Here is a 23,405-nt window from a genome sequence, read left to right on the forward strand (position 1 = left end):
ACGACCTCCCCTCCATCAATTTGCCCCTTTGTCTCCCCTGTTATGCAACCGGCGGGTTGATCAAACTACGGAACTCCTCGCCGGTAACCTTTTCCTGTTCCAAGAGCAACTGGGCCACCCGTTCCAGGACACTCCGCTTTTCACTCAGGTAGGAACGTACCCGTTCCTCCTGGGCCCGCAAGATTTCCGTAAGCACCCGGTAACGCAAGCCGCCGGGGAGGCTTTCCACATCCACCACACCCAGACGGGACATGCCGTTTCTGATAATCTGCTCCGCCACGCGGGTGGCCTCCCGGAAATCGTTGCCGGCGCCGGTGCTGCGATTGCCCAGGATCAATTCCTCGGCCACCGCTCCGGCCAGCATGACAGCAATCTGATTCTCCAGGTAGTCCCTGGTGTACAAATAGGTGTCGTCTTCGGGGATCTGGCGCATGTAACCCAGGGCCTGCCCCCGGGGAGTAATGGTCAGGGTGGATACGGAACCACTTCTCACCAGCTCACTTAAAAGGGCATGGCCGGCTTCGTGGATGGCCACCCGCCTCAACTCGGCCGGGGCGGGCCGGCGATCCAGCCGGTCGCCCATCATGACCTTATCCACTGCTTCGTGGAAATGCCGCTGGTGGATGACTTCGCAACCCTCGCGCATGGCCAGAATGGCTGCCTCATTGGCCAGGCTCTCCAAATGGGCACCGCTGAAGCCAAAGGTTTCCTTGGCCAGAGCCTCCAGGGAAACATCATCAGCCAGGGGTTTATTTTTGGTATGCAGCTTTAAAATTTCCAGCCTTCCCTGCTTGTCCGGCAAATCCACCCTTACCTGGCGGTCAAAGCGACCGGGCCTTAACAGGGCAGGGTCCAGCATATCCACCCGGTTGGTGGCCGCCACCACCAGTACCTGTACCTTGTCATCCACCCTCAGGCCGTCCATCTCCACCAGCAGCTGGTTAAGGGTCTGATCATATTCGTGGTGGCTGGCGGTTTGGCCCCGCTTGGCCCCGAGAATATCGATCTCGTCAATAAAGATCAGGGCATGCTTCTTGCCCTGCTTTAACGCGCTTTCCCGGGCCGCCTGGAAGAGGCGCCTTACCCGCTGGGCACCTACCCCGGCATACATTTCGATAAATTCCGAACCGCTGCAGGCCACAAAAGCGGCATCGGTATAACTGGCCGCCGCCCGGGCCAGCAGGGTTTTCCCTGTGCCGGGCGGCCCCGTCAACAAAATGCCCTTTAAAGGCCTGATACCCAGCTTTTGAATATGGTGATAGTTTTTAATAAAATCAAGGGCCTCACGCAATTCCTGAATGGCCGCCGCCTGGCCGCCGATATCGGCAAAGGAAATCTCTTGCCGGGAAATCACCTGTTCACCCGCAAAGTTGCGGGCCAGCAGGCCGCGGGACCGGGCCACATAATATAAACCCGCCCCGGCCGCGCCCACAAAGATCAGGGGAGTTACATCATGGCCGTTAATGAGCAGGAAAAGGATACCGGCCAGAACCAGACCCAGGCCAATTTCCTTCAACATGAAATACCTTCCCTTCAATCAGCTAGCTGATTACCGGCAAGTTTTTTGGTCAGAGCATTTTTATTATAGCATATATAAAGGGAAGACCGGTCAGGAAATCTATGCCACAGTCCGTATCAAGATTCAGTAGGTAACTTTGTTCTGAAAATATACTCGAAATATACTCGCCTGCCTTTTGCACGCGCTCGCTCCGTTCGCCTCGCAGGCCAAACTACCCAGCACTCACCGGATCCAGGTAACTGCGTAGGGATTAAAGCTGCACATAGTTGGCAATCATTCACACCAAATAACTCTGGTTACAGTGAGTGCTGGGGCGCTTCGTGCAAAACGGCGGCCATTTTATCCTCTCTGTTGGTGGCGCTGAATGCGTCATGGGCGCCCACTTAAATTTTACACGGCCTACGCTTACAGCTTGAGAGGATATGATATACCACTCGTTACACGCCGGCGGCTTCCGGCTTCAAAGCGGCCCTGCGGGGGATCACTTCATAAAGGTGGCGGTCCAGGTGTTTCATGTGCACGTAGATATTTTCTTCATCGAGAGAAATAACGGCTTCAACCCCTACTGACCCTGCCCGGTCTTCAATATAACGCACCATCTCCCGGTAATTACCCCGTATCTGGGCCTCATAAAGGGCAAACTGGCTGTAATAAAATGCTTTTTTTAACTCCTGGTCCCGGTTATCCTTTACTTCCAGGGCAAAGGGTTGGCGACCAAGAACCCCCCGAATTGATTTTTTCAACCTCCGGTAGGTTTCCCCCAGGTCAACCGTATCCTTTAACTGCACGGCAATTTTATAGACCCCGTCCTGTTTCTCGATGGAAAAGGTTTGGACCGCCCTATCGGCCTCCAAAAGCCGGGTCAGGGGCTCCTGATAGTTGTAACGGTTATAAAGCCACTGGACGGCAAAGAAAAATGAAAGGCCAACCAGCAGTGCCGCCAATATAACCGGAATACGCCATCCATGCCACTGCATAATATACTTGATCCCTTCAATGTTTTCAGTTTAAATATAACACGAAGGAAAAGGCCCGTATGTCAGGAAAAATCCGGCTAAAAACCACCCTTTTTCAGCACCGCCCAGCCCCGGTTAAGGTAGTCCAGCCCCGACCAGATGGTAAAGGCGATGGCTATCCACATAGCCAGATTCCCGGGGGTTAAACGGATAACGCTAAAGGGAGAGTCCTGTAAAAGGAGGGCTACAATAGCTACAATTTGGGTAATGGTCTTGAGCTTACCCAGGATGCTGGCTCCCAGAACAGCACCCTCGGCAGCCATCAAAGAGCGCAGTCCCGTAATGGCAAATTCCCGCCCAATAATGATCATGGCCACCCAACCGGGCAAACGGTGCAGTTCGACCAGGGAAATAAGCGCACTGGAAACCAAAAGCTTGTCCGCCAGGGGATCCATTAGCTTGCCCAACCGGGTAACCAGCTGGCGCTTTCTGGCAAGGTAGCCGTCCAAACCATCGGTGCTGGCGGCTAAAATAAAAACGGCAGCAGCGACGTAATCCCCGTAGGGCACCTGGAGGGATACCACAGTTAAAAAAATAGGAATCAAAAAAATCCTGGCCAGGGTTAGACGGTTGGGCAAATTCATGCTAGCTCCCCCATCAAGTCGTACTCACTGGCCCGGGTAATCCTTACCACCACAAAATCACCCGGGCTAAGAGTCACACGGCCGGCTGCAAAGTACACCCGGCCATCTATTTCGGGGGCATCGGCCTCGGTACGGCCAAAATAACGGCTGCCTTTTTTCCCTTCCACCAGAACGTCCACGAGGCTACCCACCAGAGAACGGTTGTGCTCCAGGGATATTTGCTGTTGCAAAGCCATGGCCCTGTGGTAGCGCTCTTCTTTAACTTCTTCCGGCACTTGATCGGTCATGGCAGCAGCCGGTGTACCTTCCTCGGCACAGAATTTAAATACTCCTGCCCTTTCAAAACGCATCTCGCGCATAAAGTCAAGCAGCTGTTGAAAGTCTTCTTCCCTTTCTCCCGGAAAACCAACCATGAAAGTAGTGCGCAGGGTTAACCCGGGAATGACCCGGCGCAGTTTACAGACAAGCTCTCGCAGCCTGGAAGCACTCAGGCCCCGCCCCATGCGGGCCAGCAGTGCCGGACTGGCGTGCTGCAGGGGCAAATCGATATAGCGGCAGATTTTATCGCAAGATGAAAAAACATCGATCAATTCATCGGTAAACCCGTCGGGATGGCCGTAAAGCACGCGGATCCAGCGTATGCCGGATATCCCGTTCAGGGAACGCAACAACGGAGCCAGCATCCGCTCCCCGTAAATATCAAGACCATAGCGGGTAGTATCCTGGGCCACCAGGATAACCTCTTTAACCCCGCAGGAGGCCAGGGCTTCCACCTCTTGCCGGATGGATTCCAGAGTGCGGCTGCGATAAGGACCCCGGATGGAGGGGATGGCGCAGTAAGTACAGCAGTTGCTGCAGCCTTCGGCAATTTTTACATAGGCCGTATGCCCCCCCGTGGTTCTAATCCGGGGCAGGTCGGCATTATAATCAAAACCGGGCTCCCCTACGGCAAAAACCCGCTCGCCGGCCAGAGCCCGCCGGACCACGTCCACCACCCGGTTGACCATTCCGGTACCTAAAACACCGTCGATTTCGGGCATTTCATCCAGCAATTCCCCTGGGTAACGCTGGGCCAGGCAGCCGGTCACCAGGAGCACACGGCAGCGCCCGCTTTTTTTGTACTGTGCCAGGTCCAGGATCTGGTCGATGGATTCTTCTTTGGCGGGGGTAATAAAGCCGCAGGTATTCACGATCAGGACATCCGCCTCTTCGGGACGGGGCGTAATGATAAATCCGGCCGCATCCAGCTGCCCCAACATTAGTTCCGTATCTACCAGGTTTTTCGCACAACCCAGACTGACCATACCAACGCGGTACGACATTTTCTCCATCTCACCAACCCAGGTTCAGTATAACCCAAAAAAAACGGCCCTGTCAAAAAAAGGCGCGGCCCGCGAGGGCCGCCCGGACAAAACCGGGTTATTCGCCCAGCAAGTTTGCTATTCCTTCGTGGATATGGGAGTTGATCTGGGCCATAGTTTTTTGTAAGGAAGGGAAATCCTTGAGGATGTAACCCTCACTCCAACGGGTGATCAGGTACTGTACAAAGGCGAGATAACCCTTTACAGAAGCCACCCGGAAAAGATCACGGTACACGTTGTTGTTTGGCTGCCCCAAACAGTGCTCGCCGGGGCGGTGGGTAATGGCGAAGTTGCCCAATTCCCGCCCTTCCCGGTACCAGGAAAGAATGCCGTCATACAGGCCGACCTCCCGACCGCAGGAGTCACAGATAAAGGATCCCATCACAAGCCCTCCTATCCCTGGGTAGAGGCAGAAAACTCCCGGCTCACCACCTGTCCCCGATCGCCCAGCACACCCAGATCCCGGCCATTTACCCGTACCTTGACCACTCCGGCGTTACCCAGCTTAACCCAGATGTGCTCCCTGGCCTGGAAGGACTTGGATTGATTGGCCGCCACTTCACCGGTAAACATGGTTTTACCATCAACCACTACCCGCATCCAGCATGTTTCGTCGGTAACGTTGAGCACCAGGTGAACCCCTTCCGGCGTACGGTTATCGGTTCCGGTCGAAGCCGGTGTGGGGGAAGAAGCGTCCTGGTTTTGCGTATGATCGGCGTTCCCCGGGGACAACTCACCGTGTGTGCCGGCTGGTTTATCCTGGGACACGACATCATAAGCCGTATCCCGGGTGAGACCAGCGACCCAACCGGCACCCCACAAGAGCAGGACGGCCAGGACCAATCCCGTTACCACATAAACGATGCGGCCAAAGGGCAGGCTCAGCCGCAGTTTTTTCTCAGATCCGGGAAGTGGCTGCGTAACAGGCGGTATCTCCTCCAGAGGTAACATTTCCTCAAACCGGGCCACCAGGGCCTCGGCATTCAGCCCCAAAAACCTGGCGTAATTCCGGAGAAAACCCCGTACATAAACCCGTCCGGGCAGCACATCAAAGGCTTCCTCCTCCAGCGCCTCCAGGTATTTGCGGCGAATCTTCGTTTCTTCTTCAACCTGCTCCAGGGACAACCCCCGGGCCTGGCGGGCTTCCCGCAGCATGTTTCCTATATCCACCGGGTTCACCTCCCTTTACCCGTCCATATTCGGGCAGGCCTGTAATCCACTCCCTAACCCGGTTAACTGCCTCATCCATATCAGCCGTGTTCACACAAAGGTCATAATCTGGGCTGGGCTCACCTGGATATCCGTAGAGAGGATCATAATATTTGGTCAAAAGATAGGAAAAAACCTGGTCAAATTCCCCCCGGGCCAGCAACTGGTTCAGCTCCGCCACCCGGCGTGCTCCCAGATATTTTGCCAGGGCAGTGGTGGCCTCCTGTAAAGCGGGAATGTTTTGTTGTGGGCCACTGGTATACTCCTGGCGAATGCGCCTTACACGATTCTCCAGGGAATCATAGAGCAGTACCCGGTACCCTTTTTCCATAGCCCTGAGCACCACCGCCGGAACCAGCAGATTGCCCAGGCGGCGGCTTTCACATTCAACAACAAATACCCCTTTTTCCTCTGCCGCCATCAAGGCCTGGACAATAAGACCCTCGAACATTTTCTGGCTGGGAGAAGGGGGCAAGCCGATCTTGCCGTAAACCGAGCCCCGGTGCCGGGCCAGGCCTTCCAGGTCTAAAACGGGCAGGCCCTGTTCCGCCAGGCGGCCAAGCAAAATGGTTTTGCCCACCCCCGTCAATCCGTGAATAACCACTGCCTTTAAAGGCAGCTCCTCTACCCCCAGGTAAGAGTTAACAAACCGGCGGTAGGCCTTATAGCCACCCAGGATGCGATATACGGTAAAGCCCATTACATCAAGGATGGCCGCTGCAAAATGGCTGCGCAGCCCTCCCCGCCAGCAAAAAAGGACCACTTGTCGGCTGTGGGCCAGGCGTTCTACAGTCTCGACCCAGCAGGGAAGGCGGGGAGAAACCAGCTCCAAACCCAATTTACGGGCCTCTGCTGGCCCCTTTTCCTTATATACGGTTCCTACCAGCGCCCGCTCCACATTGTCCAGCAGAGGAACATTTACCGCCCCCGGGATGGTTGCCTCTGCAAATTCCCCTTCCGAGCGTACATCCACCACCAGAACATTCGGTAAAGATAGAGCTTCTGCAACGTTAACTTCTTTAACCATAATGCCCCCTGCGTTTTGCACTGACCACTATTATATACTTCCCCGGTAAAAACAAAACACATGTGAAAACGGCCGGTGCACTGGTTCCCGCTCTTTCCAGTGCTTCGCCCGCAGTACCCAGGCTTGATATGCTGGTAAATGTTCTGTGACCTCGCTATGGTGCCGCGTTGCCCACGCTCACTCCAGTGCTCCGCGCTGACAAAATGGTTTTTACCGCAAAAGCTAAAAATTCTCGCCGCAGCGGCATCAGAAAAAGTCTGCACTAACTGAAATAAACCGATGCCGCTGCCATACTCGCTTCGGACCGGACTAGCGGCGCTGCAAATGCGGCATGGCTGTTGTATCTAACCTGTCATCTTTTTGTCGTTTTAGTAAGTTACCTTTTCTAAAGCTACATTTCGGTGCCGCTGGTTTCGCGCCGCAGTCCGGTTACCCTCCCCAGCACTCACTGGCAATGATGTTCTTGTAAAGCTTGCTACGACAAAATTATCAGTCTGGAGCATTTAAGGTTGTTATTCTCGGTGAGTGCTGGGCGGGTGCTGTTACCAGCGCTCCGCAAGTCGTTCGCTTTGGACCCAGCACTCACTAACGTATCAGATCTTCAAAAAACCTGGGGTATCAATTAAGCCTGAAATACCAGGAGCAGAGTCGTATTCTGGTGAGTGCTGGGCGGCACCGTGCCGATAGTAGCGGTTTTACTGAACAATTACCTATGCTGAAATCCACAAAGTGTTTTTCTACACTTAACGCTGGTTTCCTTTCAAACAACGCACTTTTAATTTACCTTTTTTTTGAAAGTCTGCTTGAACTGCTCCAGGGTAATGAGCACAGACCGTGGCTTACTGCCCTCGTAACCTCCCACGATACCCTGCCTTTCCATAATGTCCATTAACCGGGCAGCCCGGGCGTACCCCACCCGGAGGCGCCTTTGCAGCAGGGAAATGGATGCGTGGCCTGTTTCAATAAAAATCTCCACGGCCCGGGGCAACAATTCATCTTCCAGTTCTTTTTCCTGTTCTTCATGGTCTTCTTCATGAACGACCTGCGCTTCAAAGTGGGGGGCAGCCTGTTTCTTCAGGAAAGAAACAAGCGCTTCCACTTCCTGATCGGAGAGATAGGCTCCCTGGACCCGAATGGGTTTGGGCGCCCCCACCGGAAAAAAGAGCATGTCCCCCTTTCCCAGGAGCTTTTCCGCCCCGGCCATGTCCAGGATCGTGCGGGAATCAATTTGGGAAGAAACGGCAAAAGAGATCCGTGAAGGAATATTTGCCTTGATCAGGCCGGTTATGACATCCACTGAAGGGCGCTGGGTGGCCACTACCAGGTGGATACCTGCGGCCCGGGCCATCTGGGCCAGGCGGCACACCGCGTCCTCTACATCGGCCGGCGCTACCATCATTAAATCAGCCAGTTCATCAATGATGATCACAATCAACGGAAGCGGTCCCCGTGCCCCCATACCCGTCTCCTGGCTGCGGCAAAGCTCATTGTAACGAGTAATATCCCTTACTCCGGCCGCGGCAAAGAGCTCATAACGGTGTTCCATTTCTTTAACAGCCCAGCGCAGCGAGGTGGCCGCCTTTCTGGGATCCGTAACCACGGGCGATACCAGGTGGGGGATCCCGTTGTATGTGGACAGCTCCACCATCTTTGGGTCGATAATTAAAAACTTTACTTCGTCGGGTGTAGCCTTAAAAAGAATGCTGGCAATGACGGTATTCAGGCAAACACTTTTCCCGGAGCCGGTTGCTCCGGCAATAAGCAGGTGGGGCATGCGGGCCAGGTCGGTCACTACCGGGTTGCCGGTAATATCCTTGCCCAGGGCCACGGTGAGCCGGGAAGGCGCCTGCTGGAAATCGAGCGTTTCCAGCAGTTCCCTTAAATAGACCATTGAAACTTCCCGGTTGGGCACTTCAATCCCTACGGCCGCTTTGCCAGGAATGGGTGCCTCAATCCGCACATCCGGCGCTGCCATGGACAGGGCAATATCATCGGCCAGGCCGACAATACGGCTAACCTTGATACCCGCCGGCGGCTGAATCTCATACCGGGTAATGGCCGGTCCCCGGGAAACCTGCACCACCCTGGCTTTTACCCCAAAGCTGCTTAGAGTTTCTTCCAGTATACGAATATTTTCGGTAATATCCCTGCTATTCTTGATGCTTTTGGGCCGTGCCGGTTTGGAAAGCAGGCTCAAGGGAGGAAACTGGTAAGGTAAAGAGCCGGATGAAACCTCCTTTTCCCCGGCGGTTTCGCCGGACGGGTAAACGGGAGAAGGAACAATGCGCAAAGCCCGGGTCATACCCGTATTGCCCGCATTACTGTTACCGGGCTTTTCACCGGCCACTTCCGGGCTGGCTGCTTCCCCGGTTGATATCCCCGGCCCGCTTTGATCAATGATCACCGGCCCGGGGTCAGGCTCCTCCACTATCTCTTCCGCTTCCGTAAATAACAAACCTCCAACGCGCTCGTAGAGACTTTTAAGAGCACGCATTAGCCTGGCTAACAATGTACTTAAAGAAACGTTACTGCTTAAAAGCACCCCCATCAAAGTCAAAGTAGCCAGGACAACGTAGGTGCCCGTAAAACCGAAGGAACGCTCCAGAAGGAAATAGCAAACCGCCCCCACCAGGCCACCCCCTTCCCCGGCCAAGCCGGCTTCAAGGGAGTAATCCTGTGGCACCAGCATGTGTAACAGGGTGAGGGCCACCACAAAGAGCAGGGCACCCCCATAGAAACGCCGGCCGGCCGCCCGCCCGTACGCCTTTCCCCGGACCAATCTTAAGCCCCAAAAAGCAAGCAGAAGGGGAAAAAGATATCTTCCCTCTCCGGCTATCCCCCGCAGCACCCGCTCCACCCCCAGGCTGACCAGCCCTACGGTGGGGTTAACCAGACTGATCAGAGCCAAAAGGGACACACAGATTAAACCAATGCCGCTAAGCTCGTACTTTTGCCGGTCTTTTACCGGTCTTACTTTCACCCCAACCAGCCTCCATCCCAATTATACCACATCCAATGGTAAAGCGCTGCACTATATCTATATTTTTCCACAAAGAAATCAGAACAGGGAAAACCGTTGAGCTTACCCGGGTACAACCCATTACCAAAAGTCCTGTTCTTACTTTTTCCCTGCAATGCAAAAAGCCCCCGGATTTTTCCGGGGACTCGCAGTACATTTGTGTGCGACCTTGAAAAATGGTTACCTGCTTGCCATTTGCACCCCCTGTTGGCGCCGGTAAAAACGGCATGAGCGTCTCAGAATTAATTGTTTTTTCCATCCTGAACCTGTACCGTACCGGCAATACAACTCGCGAGGATCTCTGCCGTATGCATCACCCGTATGGGCCGTCTTTCATGGTCTAGTCCGCCACTGATCTGCATCTGGCAACCCGGACAGTCCAGGGCCACCACTTCTGCCCCACTGCCCAGTACGGCCTGCAGCTTGCGGTCCAGGACAGACCTGGAAAGCTCCGGAAACTTGATGGAATAGGACCCCCCAAAACCACAACAGAGAGCAGCGGGAGTCATTTCCACCAGTTCCGCCCCGGCGTCAATCAGCAACTGGCGCGGTTCACCGGTTACCCGCAGGCGGCGCTTCAAGTGGCAGGAGTCGTGGTAAGTAACCTTCTGCTTCAGGGGTATCATGAAAGGAACCAGCTTTTCCCTGTGAGCAAAAACAAAAGAGGAAAAGTCCGTTACTTTTTCCGCCAGCCACCTGGCCCGTTTGCTCCAAACCGGATCATCGGCCAGAAGCTGCGGGTAGAGAAACTTCAGTGCTTCGGCACAGGTCGGGCAGGCGGTAAGCACATACCTGGCATTTATATTCTCAAAGGCGGCGATATTTTGCCGCGCCAGTTCGGTAAAACTGTTAGTCAAACCCACCTGTCTGGCCGGATAACCACAGCAGGTTTGTCCCTCCGGGCAGAGCATTTCAAATCCCAAAGATGCCAAAACTTTAGCTACGGACTCACCAATACCCGGGTAGACAAAATCTACCAGACATCCAGAAAAGAAGGCTACACGGTCAACTACCCTGCCCGGTCGGGGCAGCTTGTCAACCCGCTCCCGGAAAGGAATCTCCGCAATGGCGGGCAGAGAGCGTCCTTCAGTTAAACCGGCTAAAAAGAGGGGTAAGTGACGGATCTTTCCCTCCCGGGTAAAGGGCTTTTGCAACCGGGAGGCAGCCTTTAACAGTTTATGGAAGACCCTCCGGTTGACCAGCACTTTTTCAAAGATCACTCTCTGGACATAGCTCATGCCTTCCTTTTCCACTGTCCGCCGCCTGAGTTCACCAATAAGCCCGGGCAGGTCAATGTTGCCCGAACAGTAATCCCGGCAGCGCTCACAACCCAGGCACAAGTTCTGCACCTGCTGTGCCTTTTGCGGGTCGGTGAAGAAGGCAGTGAGCACGGTCCCAATGCCGCCGGTATAAACATCCCCAAACACCCCCCCGACCAACTGGTAAATGGGGCAAACGTTTAAACAGGCGGCACAACGCACACACTGCAGGGCTTCTCTAAAGACGGGATCACCGGCCATCCGGGTGCGGCCGTTATCCAGAAGAATGATATGCAGTTCCTTTTGCTCGTGGTAGTTGCCGTTGGGGTCCACCGCCGGAACAGCACCGGTAATCATGGTCACGTAGGTAGTAATGTGCTGGGCCGTGGCACTGCGCGGCAGTACTTCCAGTATGGGTACAATATCCGTAAAGCGGGGCACCAGTTTTTCCAGGCCGACGATGATTACATGCACCGGGGGCAAAGTGGTGGTCAGCCGCCCGTTGCCTTCATTGGTGACCATGACGATCGTACCCGTTTCGGCCACGGCAATGTTCGCACCGGAAATGCCCATCCAGGAGGAAAGAAACTTCTTGCGCAGCTCCCTGCGGGCCAGCTTGACCATGGAGGAAATGTCCGGTTCCACCGGCTCTTTAATTTCCCGGCTGAAGATTTCAGCCACTTCGTTCCGGCTCATGTGAATGGCCGGCATGACCATGTGGGAAGGGCGTTGACAGGCAAGCTGGATGATCCACTCACCCAGATCCGTTTCCACGGCCTCTAAACCCTGTTCCTTTAAATATTCGTTTAAATGGATCTCCTCGCTGGCCATGGACTTGGACTTGACGATGGTCTTGATGTCCTTGGACTTGGCCAGCCGGGCAATGTATTCGCGGGCATCCTGGGCGGTAGCCGCCCGGAAAACAGTGGCGCCACGACGGGTAGCCTCCCGGCTAAATTGTATGGCCAGCTCTTCCATGCGTTCCGCCGCTTCCCGCTTGATCCGGGCTACTTCCCGGCGCAGTCCCTCAAAATCCTTATGCCGGTAAGCCTGTTCCCTGGCAATGACATAGTTATCGGCAAACTTTCCCAGGGCGGAACAAACACTTGTATTGGCCAGGGCCTCCCGGGTCGCCTGCCGTAAGGCTGCTTTACTCACCGGCACACCCTCCTTCATCAATGAAGATGACCACCACTCTGCCCGGCCCGTGCACGCCAATGGTTAGCACGCGCTCGATATCTGCCGTACGGCTGGGGCCGGAAATAAAAGCCAGGTAACCGGGAATTTGACCCCGGGCCGCCAGGCTATAAATTGCCTCCATTAAAGTACCCACCAGCCGGCGGGTGGATACCACGGCGAGGTGCGCGGGGGGAAGCATGGATACCAGCCGCTGGTCAATTTCAGTGGCATCCTGAACCAGCGTCCCCGTCTCAGCAATGGCCATTTCAAAGGACGATATGCCCAGGTCTGCCGCTCCGGCCCGCTCCCGGGGATTACCGCCGGTGACTTCCGCTCCGGCCCCGGCTACTGCTGCAGCCAGGTCAAGGGCGGTTACAAGAGGTGATTCGGCCAGGGCAACCTTTCTGGCACCCATCTCCCGGACCAGCTTAACCACCAGTTCCCTGGCCTTAGCCAAATCGGACACCCGGTAGACTTCAGTTCCCAAGGCCCGGGCCCTGGTAACAAATTCCTCGTATAGTTGCTCCAAATTCCGGTTTCTATCCGGCAATAGCTCTTTGTTTAAAGCCACGGGCTGTTCATTCCTTTCCCGGAAGATCCCGGCCGGATCATTCCATCCAGCCGGGATAAAAACCTCCTTGATGTTCTTTTATGCACTCCGGCGACCGTTCAAGGCCTCCAGAGAGCCCTTTTGCCGGGAAGCAACTAATCCCAGCAACAAAATGAACGCTGCTGTCAGCAACAGGATGGTTACCCCGCCGCCGGAAGTCGCGCCGGTTGACGCAGAGGCACCGGCAGCTTTGGCCATGGCCGGCACCATCCAGTCGAACACATAGGCCTGCAGTAATGTAATTACACAGATGATCAGAGTAAAAAAGATACTGTGACCGACGGTAAAACGGAACAGTTCCCCTTCCCGGCCGACCAGACCCGTGGAGGCCGCACCCACGGCAAGGCTCTGGGGGGAGATCATCTTGGCCGCCACCCCGCCACTGCTGTTGGCCGCCACGGTAAGCACCGGGTTAACTCCAATCTGTTCAGCGGTAATCTGTTGCATCTTGCAAAACAGGGCGTTAGATGAAGTATCACTGCCAGTGACGAATACACCCAGCCAGCCCAGGAGGGGGGCCATGAAGGGGAAGAAAGTGCCGGTGACGGTAAAGGCTTTCCCCAGGGTGGGGGTCATGCCGGACCAGTTGGCCACATAAGCAAAGCCCAATACAGAAGCGATGGTCAACAGGGCAAAGCGCAGGTCCTTTAAGGTTTTTGCGAAGACCTCCAGGAACTGGCCGGGGCCTACCCGCAAAATCATGGCGCTGATAATGGCCGCAATCAAAATGGCCGTCCCGCCGGCAGAAAGCCAGTTGAAGTTATAGACCACGGCGAGGGGCTTCCCACCGGCAATGATGGCCTGGTCCAGACCGCTGAACACGATCTTGATGCTGACTTTATCCAGAACCGCCTTGACAGATTTGAGGCCCCAGTCGCTGATCAGCACCGTCAGGACGATAAAGGGCGACCAGGCCTTGAGTACAGCCCCGGCCGAATGCTTTTTCACTTTTAGAGTCACCGGAGGTTCATCGGCAAAACGCCAGACATTTTTCGGGTTCCAAACCCGGAGAAAGAAAACCAGGGCAACGATGGAAACCAGGGAGGACAGGATGTCCGGCAGCATGGGGGTCATGTAGTTGGAAGAGAACCACTGGGCCACGGCAAAAGAAACACCGCTGACCAGGATGGCGGGCATGACTTCCATGGCACCCTTCCACCCGGCCATAATGAAGACCAACCAGAAAGGTACGAAAACCGAAAGGAAGGGCAGCTGGCGGCCGACCATCTGGCTGATGGCCATGGCATCGATGCCGGTTACCGCACCGGCGGTAATGATGGGAATACCGATACCCCCGAAGGCCACCGGGGCGGTGTTGGCAATTAAGCAAATGCCGGCGGCATACAGGGGGTTGAAACCGAGGCCGGCCAGCATAGCCGCCGTAATGGCTACGGGAGTACCAAAGCCGGCCGCCCCCTCCAGGAAGGCACCGAAGGAAAAAGCAATTAAGAGCGCCTGCAGGCGGTGGTCTTCGGTAATGGAAGCAATAGAATCCTTGATGATTTCAAACTGGCCGGTTTTTACCGTCAGGTTGTACAGGAAAACTGCCGTAACCACAATCCAGCCAATGGGGAAAAGGCCCGTCATTACGCCGTAAAGGGCGGTTAAAAACGCCATGTTCCCCGGCATACCATGAACTCCTATGGCCAGTACCAAGGCCAGAGCCAGGGTAATAAGACCGGCAAGATGCCCTTTCATCCGCCATATGGCCAGGGCACAGAACAGGAAGATGATGGGCAGGGCGTCTACCAGGGCCGAAAGACCCAGGTTGCCCAGGGGGTTGATTGCCTGTGTCCACGTCATGGCACCATTCCTCCTTATCAACAAGTACCAAGAAATAAATTAGTCCGAAAACTCCACTAAACTTGATATGGGTTAATTATCAGTCCTTTCTAACTCTCACCACCCTTTCATCATAATATCAATGGTTTGAGCTAGCATAGGATTTGATGGTCAGACCATCAAGATATATAATTCTAGAAGATAATAAATTTTCCTTCTTCGGCAATCTTTTTTTTCTCAAAAATCACGTTTATTTTTAAAAAAATTGCAGTGGTCGAAAATGACTCGCCTCCCCATTACGCCAGGCTGCGGCTTTCCCAGCAACATAAAAGCCAAGAAAAGCGCCGCATGAAAATCAGCATATCTTAATAGTTGGTGGCCTGACCAATTATCTTAATCATTCTATGCAGGCTAATAAAATCCTTCTGGATAACAAAATTTTCGCAAAAAGTCCCCCTAAAAAGGGGGACTTGCTGAATTAAATTTTTTCAAATATAATCAACTTTCATTTTGTCGAAGTTTATGCAGGTTGACCCGTACCAGCTCCACTTCCACTTTCCACAGGTGCTGGTACATCAATTCCCTGGCCCGGGATCTATCCCGCGCGGCCACGGCCAGGTAAATGTCGCGGTGCTCTTCAAATAGCCGCCGGGTGGTGCCGGAAGTGGCGGAAAGCCACAGGGCCCTGGTCACCCGTAAAGTCTGACTGATAGTCTCCTGAACGGTGTTCATCAACCGGCTCAACAAGGGGTTCTGGCTGGCCTGAGCCAGAGTAAGGTGAAAGCGCAAATCCAGTTGCTCGGCTTTCTCTCCTGCGGGGAGATCTTCTTCCATCTCTTCCACCACTGCCTTCAGTTCCTGCAACAGTCCGGAAGTGCATCTTTCGGCAGCCAGGCCGGCGGCCTCCACTTCCAGGGCCTTGCGCACCTCCAGGATATTCTGCAGTTTATCCTTTTCCAGGAGCAAAATAAAGGTCAGGGGTTCAATAACGGCATTCGGCCCGGGCCGCTTGACATAAATCCCCTCTCCATGCCTGATTTCCAGAATACCGGCCAAATTCAGGGCCGAAAGAGCCTCCCTGACCGAGGCCCGGCTCACCTGCAACCGTTCAGAAAGCTCCCTTTCCGTAAGCAATTTGTCACCGGGTGCCAGTTGACCTTCAATGATCAGCTTCTTGATCTGTTCCAAAATGCTTTCAGAAGTGCGTTTAGTTTTTACTGGTTTAAATTCGGCCATTTTTACCCCTACCCCAATTTTTCACCTGATTCCGGCAAGAGCCAGGAATATTACCGCCGCCCCCAGGATCAGGCGGTACCAGATAAAAATGCCGAAACTATGGCGGGTGAGAAAACGTAGAAGAAATTTAATGGAAAGGAACCCCCCCACCGCCGAAACAGCCACGCCAGCTAAAAAAGGGGGGTTCAGGTCGGCGGGAGTTAATTTGGGCAACTGCATCACTCCAGCCCCGAAAATGATAGGTGTAGACATGAGAAAGGAAAAGCGGGCTGCCGCCTCCCGATCCAGGCCGGCCATGCGCCCCACGGCCATGGTGATGCCCGAGCGGGAAACTCCCGGGATGATCGCCAGAGCCTGGGATAGGCCGATCCACAGGCTTTCACCCAGACCAACCTCTTCCAATCGCTTGTAAGCGGGAGCCCGTGTATCAGCCAGATAAAGGATTACCCCCATGACCATGAGCATGATCCCAATTACCAGAGGCTCCCGGAAAATTGTTTCCGCCTGTTTCTCAAACAGGTAACCAATGGCTGCACCGGGAATGGTGGCGGCCACTAAATACCAGAACAAACGGCCTTCGGTGGTACGGCGCCGCAGCAAACCGTCGTGTAATAAAATTAACCAGTCCTGCCAGAAAAAAGCCACCACGGCCACCAGAGTACCCATGTGTAGCGCCACGTCAAAAGTTAATCCCTCATAATGCCAGCCCATTAACCAGGGTACCAGCACCAGGTGGGCGGAACTGGAAATGGGCAAAAACTCTCCCACTCCCTGGACTATTCCCAGGATTACGGCTTCAAACACGCTCAATTCAACCACCCCGTATATTACTGCTTTCAGTCCTCCAACGCTAGCTTTATCATTATAGCATACTGGTAAAATATATGGCCAGACAGTTGTTTAAAAAATTGACGCATTCAATTCCCGGCAAAGGCAGGCCAAAAGCCTTCCCCCACAAAAAAATCAGGGCGGCATCGCCCCCGCCCGGCCGTTCATGAATGCCAGCCCGTCTGGGTACATCTGAATAACTTTACCACAGCACCGGGATAAAGATCGCTTCTGAGATAATCCAGGGGATCGGTACTTAAAAGGCGCACCACCCTGCCTTCTCCGGGTCCGGTGTCCTGAATCAACACAGGCACGCCATCAATGTTTACCTCTCTGGTGGGAGCAGGCTGGATTTCCTCCAGGCCTTCAAAAACTAATTCTAACTGCATGGGAGTATATAAGATCACTGGACCGGCACCCCATTCCGCAATTTCCATTCCTCAATCATTGACTTAAGCTTATTTACCGCCTGCCCTACTCCTCCCACCTCATCGATCAGGCCCTTTTCTACCGCTTCCCGCCCTATGAGAACTGTCCCAATATCCCGGGCCAGTTCCCCCGTGCGAAACATTAGATCGCGAAAAGAGGCTTCACTAATGCGGGAATGCTGGATTACGAAGCGCACCACCCGGTCCTGCATTTTGTCCAGATACTCGTAGGTTTGGGGTACACCTATAACCAGACCATTTAAACGAATGGGATGAATGGTCATGCTGGCTGTTTCAGCAATGAAACTATACTGGGCGGCGACGGCTATCGGCACCCCGATGCTGCCCATGTCGCTACCCCCGTAAAGAGCAAAGGACGGAAACTTTCCGCCCCGTTAAAACGTTGCCAGTACCTTGAGTTCGAACCTTTCCTGCTCCAGTTTTTCTTCCCGCCCCAGGAATTCGGCGAGGTCGACATTATAATGAATTTCAATCTTATCCCGGTACAAAACCACCTTGCTGATGATCTGGGCGAGCATCTGCTTTTTCGTTTCGACCGGGGCCTCCATGAACAGCCTGAACCAATGAGGGGCACGCATGGAAAATTCCATCAACTGGCTTCTCCGATGCTTCTCCACGCGCGCCTGCGACTTTACTTCTTCAAGTTCCTTTTCTAGTGATTCTACTATCCTGCCGTATTCGTTCACTTTCTCAGCCAGCAGTTGCTCCGAATACAAACTGCTGTCCGGATCGGCGAAATAATCATCCAACCGTCTTACCCAGGCATTATAGATTTTCCTGTTTTTGCTTAACTCCTTTTCCAGGGTCTTCACACGATTTGTCGCTTCAGCCAGGTAGTCCACCTGTTTCTGTTCAACATACTGAAAAAGATCTTCACAATTCAATCCGGACAGGAAATTTTCAAGTTCCTGCAGGAATATCCGGTCTATTTTTTTCTGGGAATACGAACCCTGCCCTTCACACAGCTTCTCTCCCCCACCTACCCGGGCGTGGGTAACACACCGGTAAACCCTTTTCTTACAGGGATATACTTTGCCGTTACGTTTGCGCCAGTTATGGCCGGAGCTGATAAAGCCGCGGCCGCAGTAACCGCATACAAGAAAACCGGTCAGGAGTGCACTGCTGGACATGGCGCGGGGATTGGGAGTTCCTCCCTTTTGTGTTTTCGACGTACAATTTTCCTGCATCTTGCGGATCAACCGTTGCCATGTTTCCAGGGGAATAATGGAGTATTCGGGTATCGGCTTCGGGTTTCCATCCTGATCCCGGGGAATGATGAAATTGTTCAGGTCCGTATATCCTTTGATTCGAACCCTGGAAGTGGGAGTGTTTCCCGGTTTCGTCCTGTCATAGGCCGGAAGCCCGCAGATTATTGGGTTCTGCAGCACCTGCCGCACCCGGGTGTCGGTCCACAATCTGCCTTCCCGGGTGCGGTACCCCTGCTCGTTCAACGCAGCGGCTATCCTTTTGCTTCCCAAGCCTTCTTCCAGGTAGAGTCTGCACATTTCCTTAATTACCGCGGCCTCTTCCTGATCCACTTCCAGCGGCAAACCTTTTTTGGACTCGGATAGCCTGAACCCGTATGGAGGGCGGCCACCGGTCCAGCATCCCTGTTTGGCTTTCTGCCGCATAACATGAGACACGCGAATTCTGGTGTTCACACTTTCCGTCTCCGATTGCCACCCTTCGATAAACCGCAGGAGCTTGTCATACTGGTCCTTAAGCTCCAGCTTTTTACCGCCAGGTACATCGGCGACGGCGATGACCTCGACACCGGCACGGTGAAACTGCCATAAGACTATCGGGTACTCCAGGCTTTTGCGTGAGAGGCGGTCGGCCTTAAATACAAGCAGAATCTTAAATTTACCCATTAACGCGTCGGCAAGAACGTTCTGCAGGATGTCTCTGTCGTCTTTGCTGTATTTAAATGCTGATACGCCTTCCTCCGCGTATTCCTTCACAAGTTCCCATTCCGGATGTTGTGCAACAAATTCGCGTATTACGTTTGCCTGAAGCGGTATGCTGTCTTCCTCGTTATTTTTCAACTGCTTGGCGGTCGATACCCTGTATAATGATGCTACCGGAATGGTCATGGAAAGCACCCCTACTTCGTGATTTCCTCCAGAATAAGTTGGGCCGCTTTAGCCTTGAAATTTACCATGCGTTCCCTGGAATCGGGCACGGGTATGAAAACATTTTCCACTTTCATACCCGACACGGGGTCACGCCTTCTTAATTTCATGTGGCCCAGGCCTTCTTCTACAATATATTCTACATCATTTATTAAAACCTTCCCGGGCAATTTTGACATATCCATCGCCTCCTTATCGCATATAAAGCATGTCCAAATAAACGCAAACTATCCGGAAATGACAGGAATTCCCGGCGATATGTCAAGCGGGCGTTTCCGCTGTCGCTGTTTCTACGACCACAAAATCGTGACAGTCTAGCAGGGTGCCACCGAAGCCGCATCGTTCAATGGCCATTTCCGCGTACTCTCGTTTGAGGTCGATATAAATACTGTCCCTATTCAGGGCCATGGCCGCCAGATTCGTGGTTCCCGCTCCACCGAAAGGGTCAAGCACCACACAACGTGCCGAACCGTCGTTATTCGGACAGGAGCAGGTGGGATGCCAGTGTGTGTCCCCGGCCATGCCCGAAAATAGCCCCACGTCCGCCAGCCGGTATTCGCGCGCCCCGCTCTCACGGCGTCCCCGCTCGGAGAGTGCCTTCTCTTTTTCGACCACTCTCTCCCACGGCGCCCCACAGGACGGGCACGCCGCCTGAGAGGTACCCGCGAGTATACACAGTTCGGCAAGCCTCCGGGGAAAAACCGCGTAGTGGGCGCCGGGGAAAGGTTCTGTGGTGATTTCCCACACGGAGCGACGGTTGCGTCCGCGGGTGGTATCCAGCACCCTGAATCCGCTGTGTGGTTTCAGGGGGCCATGGAGATTCCACGATTCTCCAGTCCGTTGCCGGGGCGGGGTCCCGGGAAGGTAACGTTTATCATAGAGATGTGTGACAGCAGGTTCCTTTACGGCTTCCGTATCGTAAAAATACCGCTGCGATTTCGCTAGCAAGAACACGTACTCATGGGTCTTCGTGGGACGATCCTTAACGGATTCCGGCATGCCATTAACTTTGCTCCACACCACGTCCGACCTCAGCCACCACCCGTCTCCCTGCAACGCAAAGGCCACCCGCCAGGGGATGCCGACGAGGTCCTTTTCCTTCAGTCCGCCACTAACCGTGGATTTAAGGAAACCCTCTCGCACTTCATACGCTCGGCGGTTCCACCGGGTGGTCTCTTTCAGGTGCTGTTCGTGCTTACCAGACGAACTGAAGGAGTGGTAGTTGCCCCACGAACCTGCGTAGCTGTCCCCCAGGTTCAACCACAACGTGCCACTCTTCCGCAAAACGCGCCGCACCTCCCGGAAAACAAGCACCAGGTGACCAACGTACATTTCCGGCGTCGGTTCCAATCCGAGCTGGCCTTCCCACGCCGGAACGCGGACGAACGGCAAACCAGGCATTGGCGCGTATTCAATTTCCGGCCAGAGGACCGGCGGAAGGTTGTAATCGCGCATACCCCAGTAGGGCGGAGAAGTCACGACGCAGTGGACGCTATCACCGGGCAAAGAACGCAGAGCGTCCAGGACGTGACCGATCAAAAAGCGATGAAAACTCATTCTTTACCCCCCGAAAACGCAGGTTTTATAAAAAACAACCGGGGTGTCACAAAACCCCGGTTGTTCTCTTCGACGGGAGGGAGTGTCTTCACCGCACCTTTGCCCGTCTATTAATTGCTTCCGCGCTCCGGTAGGCGTGCCGGGCTACGAAGTTTTCGGGGTGGAATTTTGTAATACTCCTGGAAAAGCGACACACCGCTGGTCGCTGTTTCCAGGAGCTGGTTCCTCCTACCAGGGCACCCCGGCCCGCACGGCACTGGATTGGCCTGTTGTTTCCTCTTCTTCCGTTGCCGTTTTGCTGGAGGCGTCAATGTCAGCAACCTTTCCGTCCACTTCTATTTCCGGCAGGCTTATTTCGAAATCCCTGGCGGGTATCACCCGTTCCACCGGCAGCATGCCGCATTGCTTGATTTCCTTTGCTTGAGGTAATTCCGTCCAGCCGACTTTGCGCAGATACAGTGGATATGACCACTGCAAAAGCGCTATACCATACCTGGGATCTATCTGCAGGATTTCGGTAGGAGTCATAAGCGGGCGTGGCATAGCTGTCTGGATTCTCTTTTCAGGCTCGAACCAGTGCTTCACTGGAGTTGTCACGTCCTTGCTTACTTTTTCCGTTTCCACCGCCGCCGTGCCCAGGAGCTGGCTGAACATCCGCGCCAGTTCCATATCGGCGGGAGCAATGCCGGCGAGCATGACCGTGGGGCAGTTACCGATGATTGTTTTCGCGTCTGCTTCACCGTATACGGATTCGAGCTGGCTCGGCGTTTGCAGTATCATTTGTATGTGGATGCCCTTGCTGCGGGCGGTGGAGATGATTTCCGTCAAACCCGGTATCCTGCCCACGTTGGCCATTTCATCCCATATGTTCCGCACATTGACAGGCAACCTTTTGCCGGGGCTCTGGAAGGCCAGTTTATCCAAGCGTTTGAAGAGGAATTTATAGAATATGGAGAGGATTGGTTTTAAATAAACCCCTTCACCGCCCGTCGGAATGATGAGAAACAGTGCCGTCTTTTTGAACCCCACCTGGCGCAGGTCGATTTCCTGTTGTGACATCATGGCCGCCAGCGGCGCCGTGGTTAAATTCTTCAGTACCGCCGTAAGGTTTGAGACTGCGTATTCGTAGTTCTGCCTCACCACGCCCCGCCAGCGCTCATAGATGAGCGGGCTGATCCTCCCTGCTTTGTAAGCTTCGCGAAATCGGGAGTCCAGCTTTTCTACGGGCCAGGCAGCCAGGGTCATCAAAGAACGAATATGTTGCTGTTCAATGGGGAAATCGCCTTTGAGCAAACCAATCATTGCTTCCGCCAGTTCCATCCCTTTCAGCGCGAAATAGGATGATTCGCTGATAGCGTTTTTTGACAGGGTATCGATCATTTCCGATATTTCAGCGTCATCCAGACATTCAATTACAGGGTTCCAGCGGTGGCTGTGTTGTGGTGTCATGAAGTTTAACACCCAGATGTTTTCGTACCCTTTCTGTTTAAGCCATTCACCAACCGTCTCGAAGATCTCTCCCTTGGGGTCGATGACCACGATGCTTTGTCCTTCCGCGACGGCAGCAATTATGTTTGTTATTACGATGCTGAACGTTTTGCCCGAACCGGTGCCCCCGAAGAATACGGCGTGCTGCGCCGTTTTGGGCATGTCAACCGGTGCTTTTTCAAAGTTGACCCGTACGATTTTTCCGTCCAATTCGCCTATTAAATTGCCGCCGGGAAATTTAATTTTCCCTTTCGGATTTTCATCCGGCATCACCGGCGGGCCGAATTCGCAAAACTTTACCAGGTCGTTCAGGCCGGCCCAGCGAGACAACCCAAGTGCCGGGTCTTTGATCACTTTCAGGCCGTGCACATAATTGGAGTTGTTTTTCATTTTTAAAATCCTGTTCCGAGCGAGCCACCACCAGCAGGCACCACCACCCAGGGCGGCAAAGGCATTCAGTAGAAGCCAAAAACTGCGAACTTCGGGAGCGCTTAGTTTCTCCGACGGGGTAGTCAGCCAGGCCCATGCGGTTTTAAACGGGTGGCTCCAGTACCAGGACACCGATTCGAAAGCATGGGCTGCTGCGGCTTTCTCCGCCGGAGTGGCGAATATTGATTGCCCCTTCAGCCAGGTCCCGAGGCCGTGCAGCCAAGCGGCCGCCGTGCCCAAGGTCCATACATCGAGGAGATAGAGGCCACCAAGGGCCAGCGCTGAGGTTCCAGCCATAATTCCCCCTCTAGCCAATGCGGGCATGTGTTTAAAAGCTGAATAAACCTCCTCCTTCACCCGGGATAACAACCATCTCATAAAAACCACCTCTTTTTCAATTGTCCAAAAAAGAAAAAGGGCCGGATAAATTGGGCCTAAAAAAGAAACAACCCGGATAAACCAGGTATTGTGTGAAGAAACTTACCACTCATTTGTATCTACCCGCTCGCAGGCGTCCTCTATAGCTCTTTTCATCAATTCCCCTTCTTCCGGCGATATAACCCCGGCAAAGCGAAGCAAATCCCTACCGGGCGTTCCTTCGTTAAGAGTATGGAAAGGCAGGCGATTGACCTCCATAAAGATTTCCTGTTGAATTGGCTTAGTGCCTACTTTAACCACCATCCCTGTTAATCTTAACCGGCACGGAAGCCGGTTGCAACCC

At 54.0% G+C, this 23,405-nt stretch carries 20 protein-coding genes and 1 pseudogene; all 21 read right to left on the reverse strand.

Annotated features, from left to right (window positions below; genetic code table 11):
- Nucleotides 1-40: 40 nt before the first annotated feature.
- Nucleotides 41-1,519, reverse strand: a complete 1,479-nt coding sequence (locus tag J2Z49_RS07100; RefSeq protein WP_307401357.1) for an AAA family ATPase — start codon at nucleotides 1,517-1,519, stop codon at nucleotides 41-43.
- 437 nt (nucleotides 1,520-1,956) lie between these two features.
- Nucleotides 1,957-2,463 (reverse strand): hypothetical protein, encoded by a 507-nt coding sequence (locus J2Z49_RS07105; protein WP_307401359.1) that lies wholly within the window; start codon nucleotides 2,461-2,463, stop codon nucleotides 1,957-1,959.
- Nucleotides 2,464-2,573: 110 nt separating this feature from the next.
- Nucleotides 2,574-3,119: a CDP-diacylglycerol--glycerol-3-phosphate 3-phosphatidyltransferase gene (gene pgsA / locus J2Z49_RS07110; protein WP_307401361.1), complete on the reverse strand. Its 546-nt coding sequence runs from the start codon at nucleotides 3,117-3,119 to the stop codon at nucleotides 2,574-2,576.
- Nucleotides 3,116-4,441, reverse strand: coding sequence for a 30S ribosomal protein S12 methylthiotransferase RimO (rimO, locus tag J2Z49_RS07115; protein WP_307401364.1), 1,326 nt, complete (start codon nucleotides 4,439-4,441; stop codon nucleotides 3,116-3,118). Before rimO ends, pgsA begins: the two co-directional genes overlap by 4 nt.
- Nucleotides 4,442-4,538: 97 nt before the next feature.
- Nucleotides 4,539-4,862: a hypothetical protein gene (locus J2Z49_RS07120; RefSeq protein ID WP_307401367.1), complete on the reverse strand. Its 324-nt coding sequence runs from the start codon at nucleotides 4,860-4,862 to the stop codon at nucleotides 4,539-4,541.
- Nucleotides 4,863-4,873: 11 nt separating this feature from the next.
- Nucleotides 4,874-5,650 carry a helix-turn-helix domain-containing protein gene (locus J2Z49_RS07125; protein WP_307401370.1) on the reverse strand — a complete coding sequence of 259 codons (777 nt, stop codon included), beginning with the start codon at nucleotides 5,648-5,650 and terminating at the stop codon, nucleotides 4,874-4,876.
- Entirely contained in the window at nucleotides 5,586-6,716 is a 1,131-nt protein-coding gene (mnmH, locus tag J2Z49_RS07130; RefSeq protein WP_307401372.1) for a tRNA 2-selenouridine(34) synthase MnmH, read from the reverse strand. Before mnmH ends, J2Z49_RS07125 begins: the two co-directional genes overlap by 65 nt.
- Nucleotides 6,717-7,491: 775 nt before the next feature.
- A complete protein-coding gene (locus tag J2Z49_RS07135; protein WP_307401375.1) occupies nucleotides 7,492-9,696 on the reverse strand; it encodes an FtsK/SpoIIIE family DNA translocase in 2,205 nt (734 codons plus the stop codon).
- Entirely contained in the window at nucleotides 9,653-9,994 is a 342-nt protein-coding gene (locus J2Z49_RS07140) for a hypothetical protein (protein WP_307401378.1), read from the reverse strand. The genes J2Z49_RS07135 and J2Z49_RS07140 overlap by 44 nt, the downstream gene beginning before the upstream one ends.
- Nucleotides 9,978-12,152, reverse strand: coding sequence for an L-lactate dehydrogenase (quinone) large subunit LdhH (gene ldhH / locus J2Z49_RS07145; RefSeq protein WP_307401381.1), 2,175 nt, complete (start codon nucleotides 12,150-12,152; stop codon nucleotides 9,978-9,980). Before ldhH ends, J2Z49_RS07140 begins: the two co-directional genes overlap by 17 nt.
- Nucleotides 12,145-12,744 carry a LutC/YkgG family protein gene (locus tag J2Z49_RS07150; protein ID WP_307401383.1) on the reverse strand — a complete coding sequence of 200 codons (600 nt, stop codon included), beginning with the start codon at nucleotides 12,742-12,744 and terminating at the stop codon, nucleotides 12,145-12,147. The genes ldhH and J2Z49_RS07150 overlap by 8 nt, the downstream gene beginning before the upstream one ends.
- 78 nt (nucleotides 12,745-12,822) lie before the next feature.
- Nucleotides 12,823-14,586 carry an L-lactate permease gene (locus tag J2Z49_RS07155; protein WP_307401386.1) on the reverse strand — a complete coding sequence of 588 codons (1,764 nt, stop codon included), beginning with the start codon at nucleotides 14,584-14,586 and terminating at the stop codon, nucleotides 12,823-12,825.
- A 477-nt stretch (nucleotides 14,587-15,063) separates the two neighbouring features.
- Entirely contained in the window at nucleotides 15,064-15,801 is a 738-nt protein-coding gene (locus J2Z49_RS07160) for a FadR/GntR family transcriptional regulator (protein WP_307401389.1), read from the reverse strand.
- A gap of 21 nt (nucleotides 15,802-15,822) precedes the next feature.
- Nucleotides 15,823-16,611 (reverse strand): undecaprenyl-diphosphate phosphatase, encoded by a 789-nt coding sequence (locus J2Z49_RS07165; RefSeq protein ID WP_307401392.1) that lies wholly within the window; start codon nucleotides 16,609-16,611, stop codon nucleotides 15,823-15,825.
- 182 nt (nucleotides 16,612-16,793) lie between these two features.
- Nucleotides 16,794-17,018: a YlzJ-like family protein gene (locus J2Z49_RS07170; RefSeq protein WP_307401395.1), complete on the reverse strand. Its 225-nt coding sequence runs from the start codon at nucleotides 17,016-17,018 to the stop codon at nucleotides 16,794-16,796.
- Between the two features lie 14 nt (nucleotides 17,019-17,032).
- A pseudogene (locus J2Z49_RS07175) lies at nucleotides 17,033-17,434 on the reverse strand (ClpP family protease); the annotation flags it as partial.
- Nucleotides 17,435-17,452: 18 nt separating this feature from the next.
- Nucleotides 17,453-19,171 (reverse strand): recombinase family protein, encoded by a 1,719-nt coding sequence (locus J2Z49_RS07180; RefSeq protein ID WP_307401397.1) that lies wholly within the window; start codon nucleotides 19,169-19,171, stop codon nucleotides 17,453-17,455.
- Nucleotides 19,172-19,182: 11 nt separating this feature from the next.
- A complete protein-coding gene (locus J2Z49_RS07185) occupies nucleotides 19,183-19,389 on the reverse strand; it encodes a hypothetical protein (RefSeq protein ID WP_013823446.1) in 207 nt (68 codons plus the stop codon).
- Between the two features lie 82 nt (nucleotides 19,390-19,471).
- The gene (locus tag J2Z49_RS07190; protein WP_307401401.1) at nucleotides 19,472-20,767 is read right to left on the reverse strand and encodes a DNA-methyltransferase; all 1,296 of its coding nucleotides are present in this window, start codon (nucleotides 20,765-20,767) and stop codon (nucleotides 19,472-19,474) included.
- A 228-nt stretch (nucleotides 20,768-20,995) separates the two neighbouring features.
- Complete coding sequence (locus J2Z49_RS07195) at nucleotides 20,996-23,062, reverse strand: VirD4-like conjugal transfer protein, CD1115 family (RefSeq protein WP_407650062.1); 2,067 nt, start codon at nucleotides 23,060-23,062, stop codon at nucleotides 20,996-20,998.
- A gap of 102 nt (nucleotides 23,063-23,164) precedes the next feature.
- Complete coding sequence (locus tag J2Z49_RS07200; protein ID WP_307401406.1) at nucleotides 23,165-23,365, reverse strand: hypothetical protein; 201 nt, start codon at nucleotides 23,363-23,365, stop codon at nucleotides 23,165-23,167.
- Between the last annotated feature and the right edge of the window lie 40 nt (nucleotides 23,366-23,405).

It is taken from the genome of Desulfofundulus luciae, from assembly GCF_030813795.1.
Lineage (GTDB): Bacteria > Bacillota > Desulfotomaculia > Desulfotomaculales > Desulfovirgulaceae > Desulfofundulus > Desulfofundulus luciae.

Bases quoted from the DNA above. Each gene is read 5' to 3' on its own strand.
- pgsA (WP_307401361.1), bottom strand. From the start codon at position 3,119: ATGAATTTGCCCAACCGTCTAACCCTGGCCAGGATTTTTTTGATTCCT.
- mnmH (WP_307401372.1), bottom strand. From the start codon at position 6,716: ATGGTTAAAGAAGTTAACGTTGCAGAAGCTCTATCTTTACCGAATGTT.
- J2Z49_RS07155 (WP_307401386.1), bottom strand. From the start codon at position 14,586: ATGACGTGGACACAGGCAATCAACCCCCTGGGCAACCTGGGTCTTTCG.
- J2Z49_RS07195 (WP_407650062.1), bottom strand. From the start codon at position 23,062: ATGAGATGGTTGTTATCCCGGGTGAAGGAGGAGGTTTATTCAGCTTTT.
- J2Z49_RS07200 (WP_307401406.1), bottom strand. From the start codon at position 23,365: ATGGTGGTTAAAGTAGGCACTAAGCCAATTCAACAGGAAATCTTTATG.
- J2Z49_RS07120 (WP_307401367.1), bottom strand. From the start codon at position 4,862: ATGGGATCCTTTATCTGTGACTCCTGCGGTCGGGAGGTCGGCCTGTAT.
- J2Z49_RS07180 (WP_307401397.1), bottom strand. From the start codon at position 19,171: ATGACCATTCCGGTAGCATCATTATACAGGGTATCGACCGCCAAGCAG.
- rimO (WP_307401364.1), bottom strand. From the start codon at position 4,441: ATGTCGTACCGCGTTGGTATGGTCAGTCTGGGTTGTGCGAAAAACCTG.
- J2Z49_RS07160 (WP_307401389.1), bottom strand. From the start codon at position 15,801: ATGGCCGAATTTAAACCAGTAAAAACTAAACGCACTTCTGAAAGCATT.
- J2Z49_RS07140 (WP_307401378.1), bottom strand. From the start codon at position 9,994: ATGGAAAAAACAATTAATTCTGAGACGCTCATGCCGTTTTTACCGGCG.
- J2Z49_RS07190 (WP_307401401.1), bottom strand. From the start codon at position 20,767: ATGAGTTTTCATCGCTTTTTGATCGGTCACGTCCTGGACGCTCTGCGT.
- J2Z49_RS07185 (WP_013823446.1), bottom strand. From the start codon at position 19,389: ATGTCAAAATTGCCCGGGAAGGTTTTAATAAATGATGTAGAATATATT.
- J2Z49_RS07170 (WP_307401395.1), bottom strand. From the start codon at position 17,018: ATGCAGTTAGAATTAGTTTTTGAAGGCCTGGAGGAAATCCAGCCTGCT.
- J2Z49_RS07100 (WP_307401357.1), bottom strand. From the start codon at position 1,519: ATGTTGAAGGAAATTGGCCTGGGTCTGGTTCTGGCCGGTATCCTTTTC.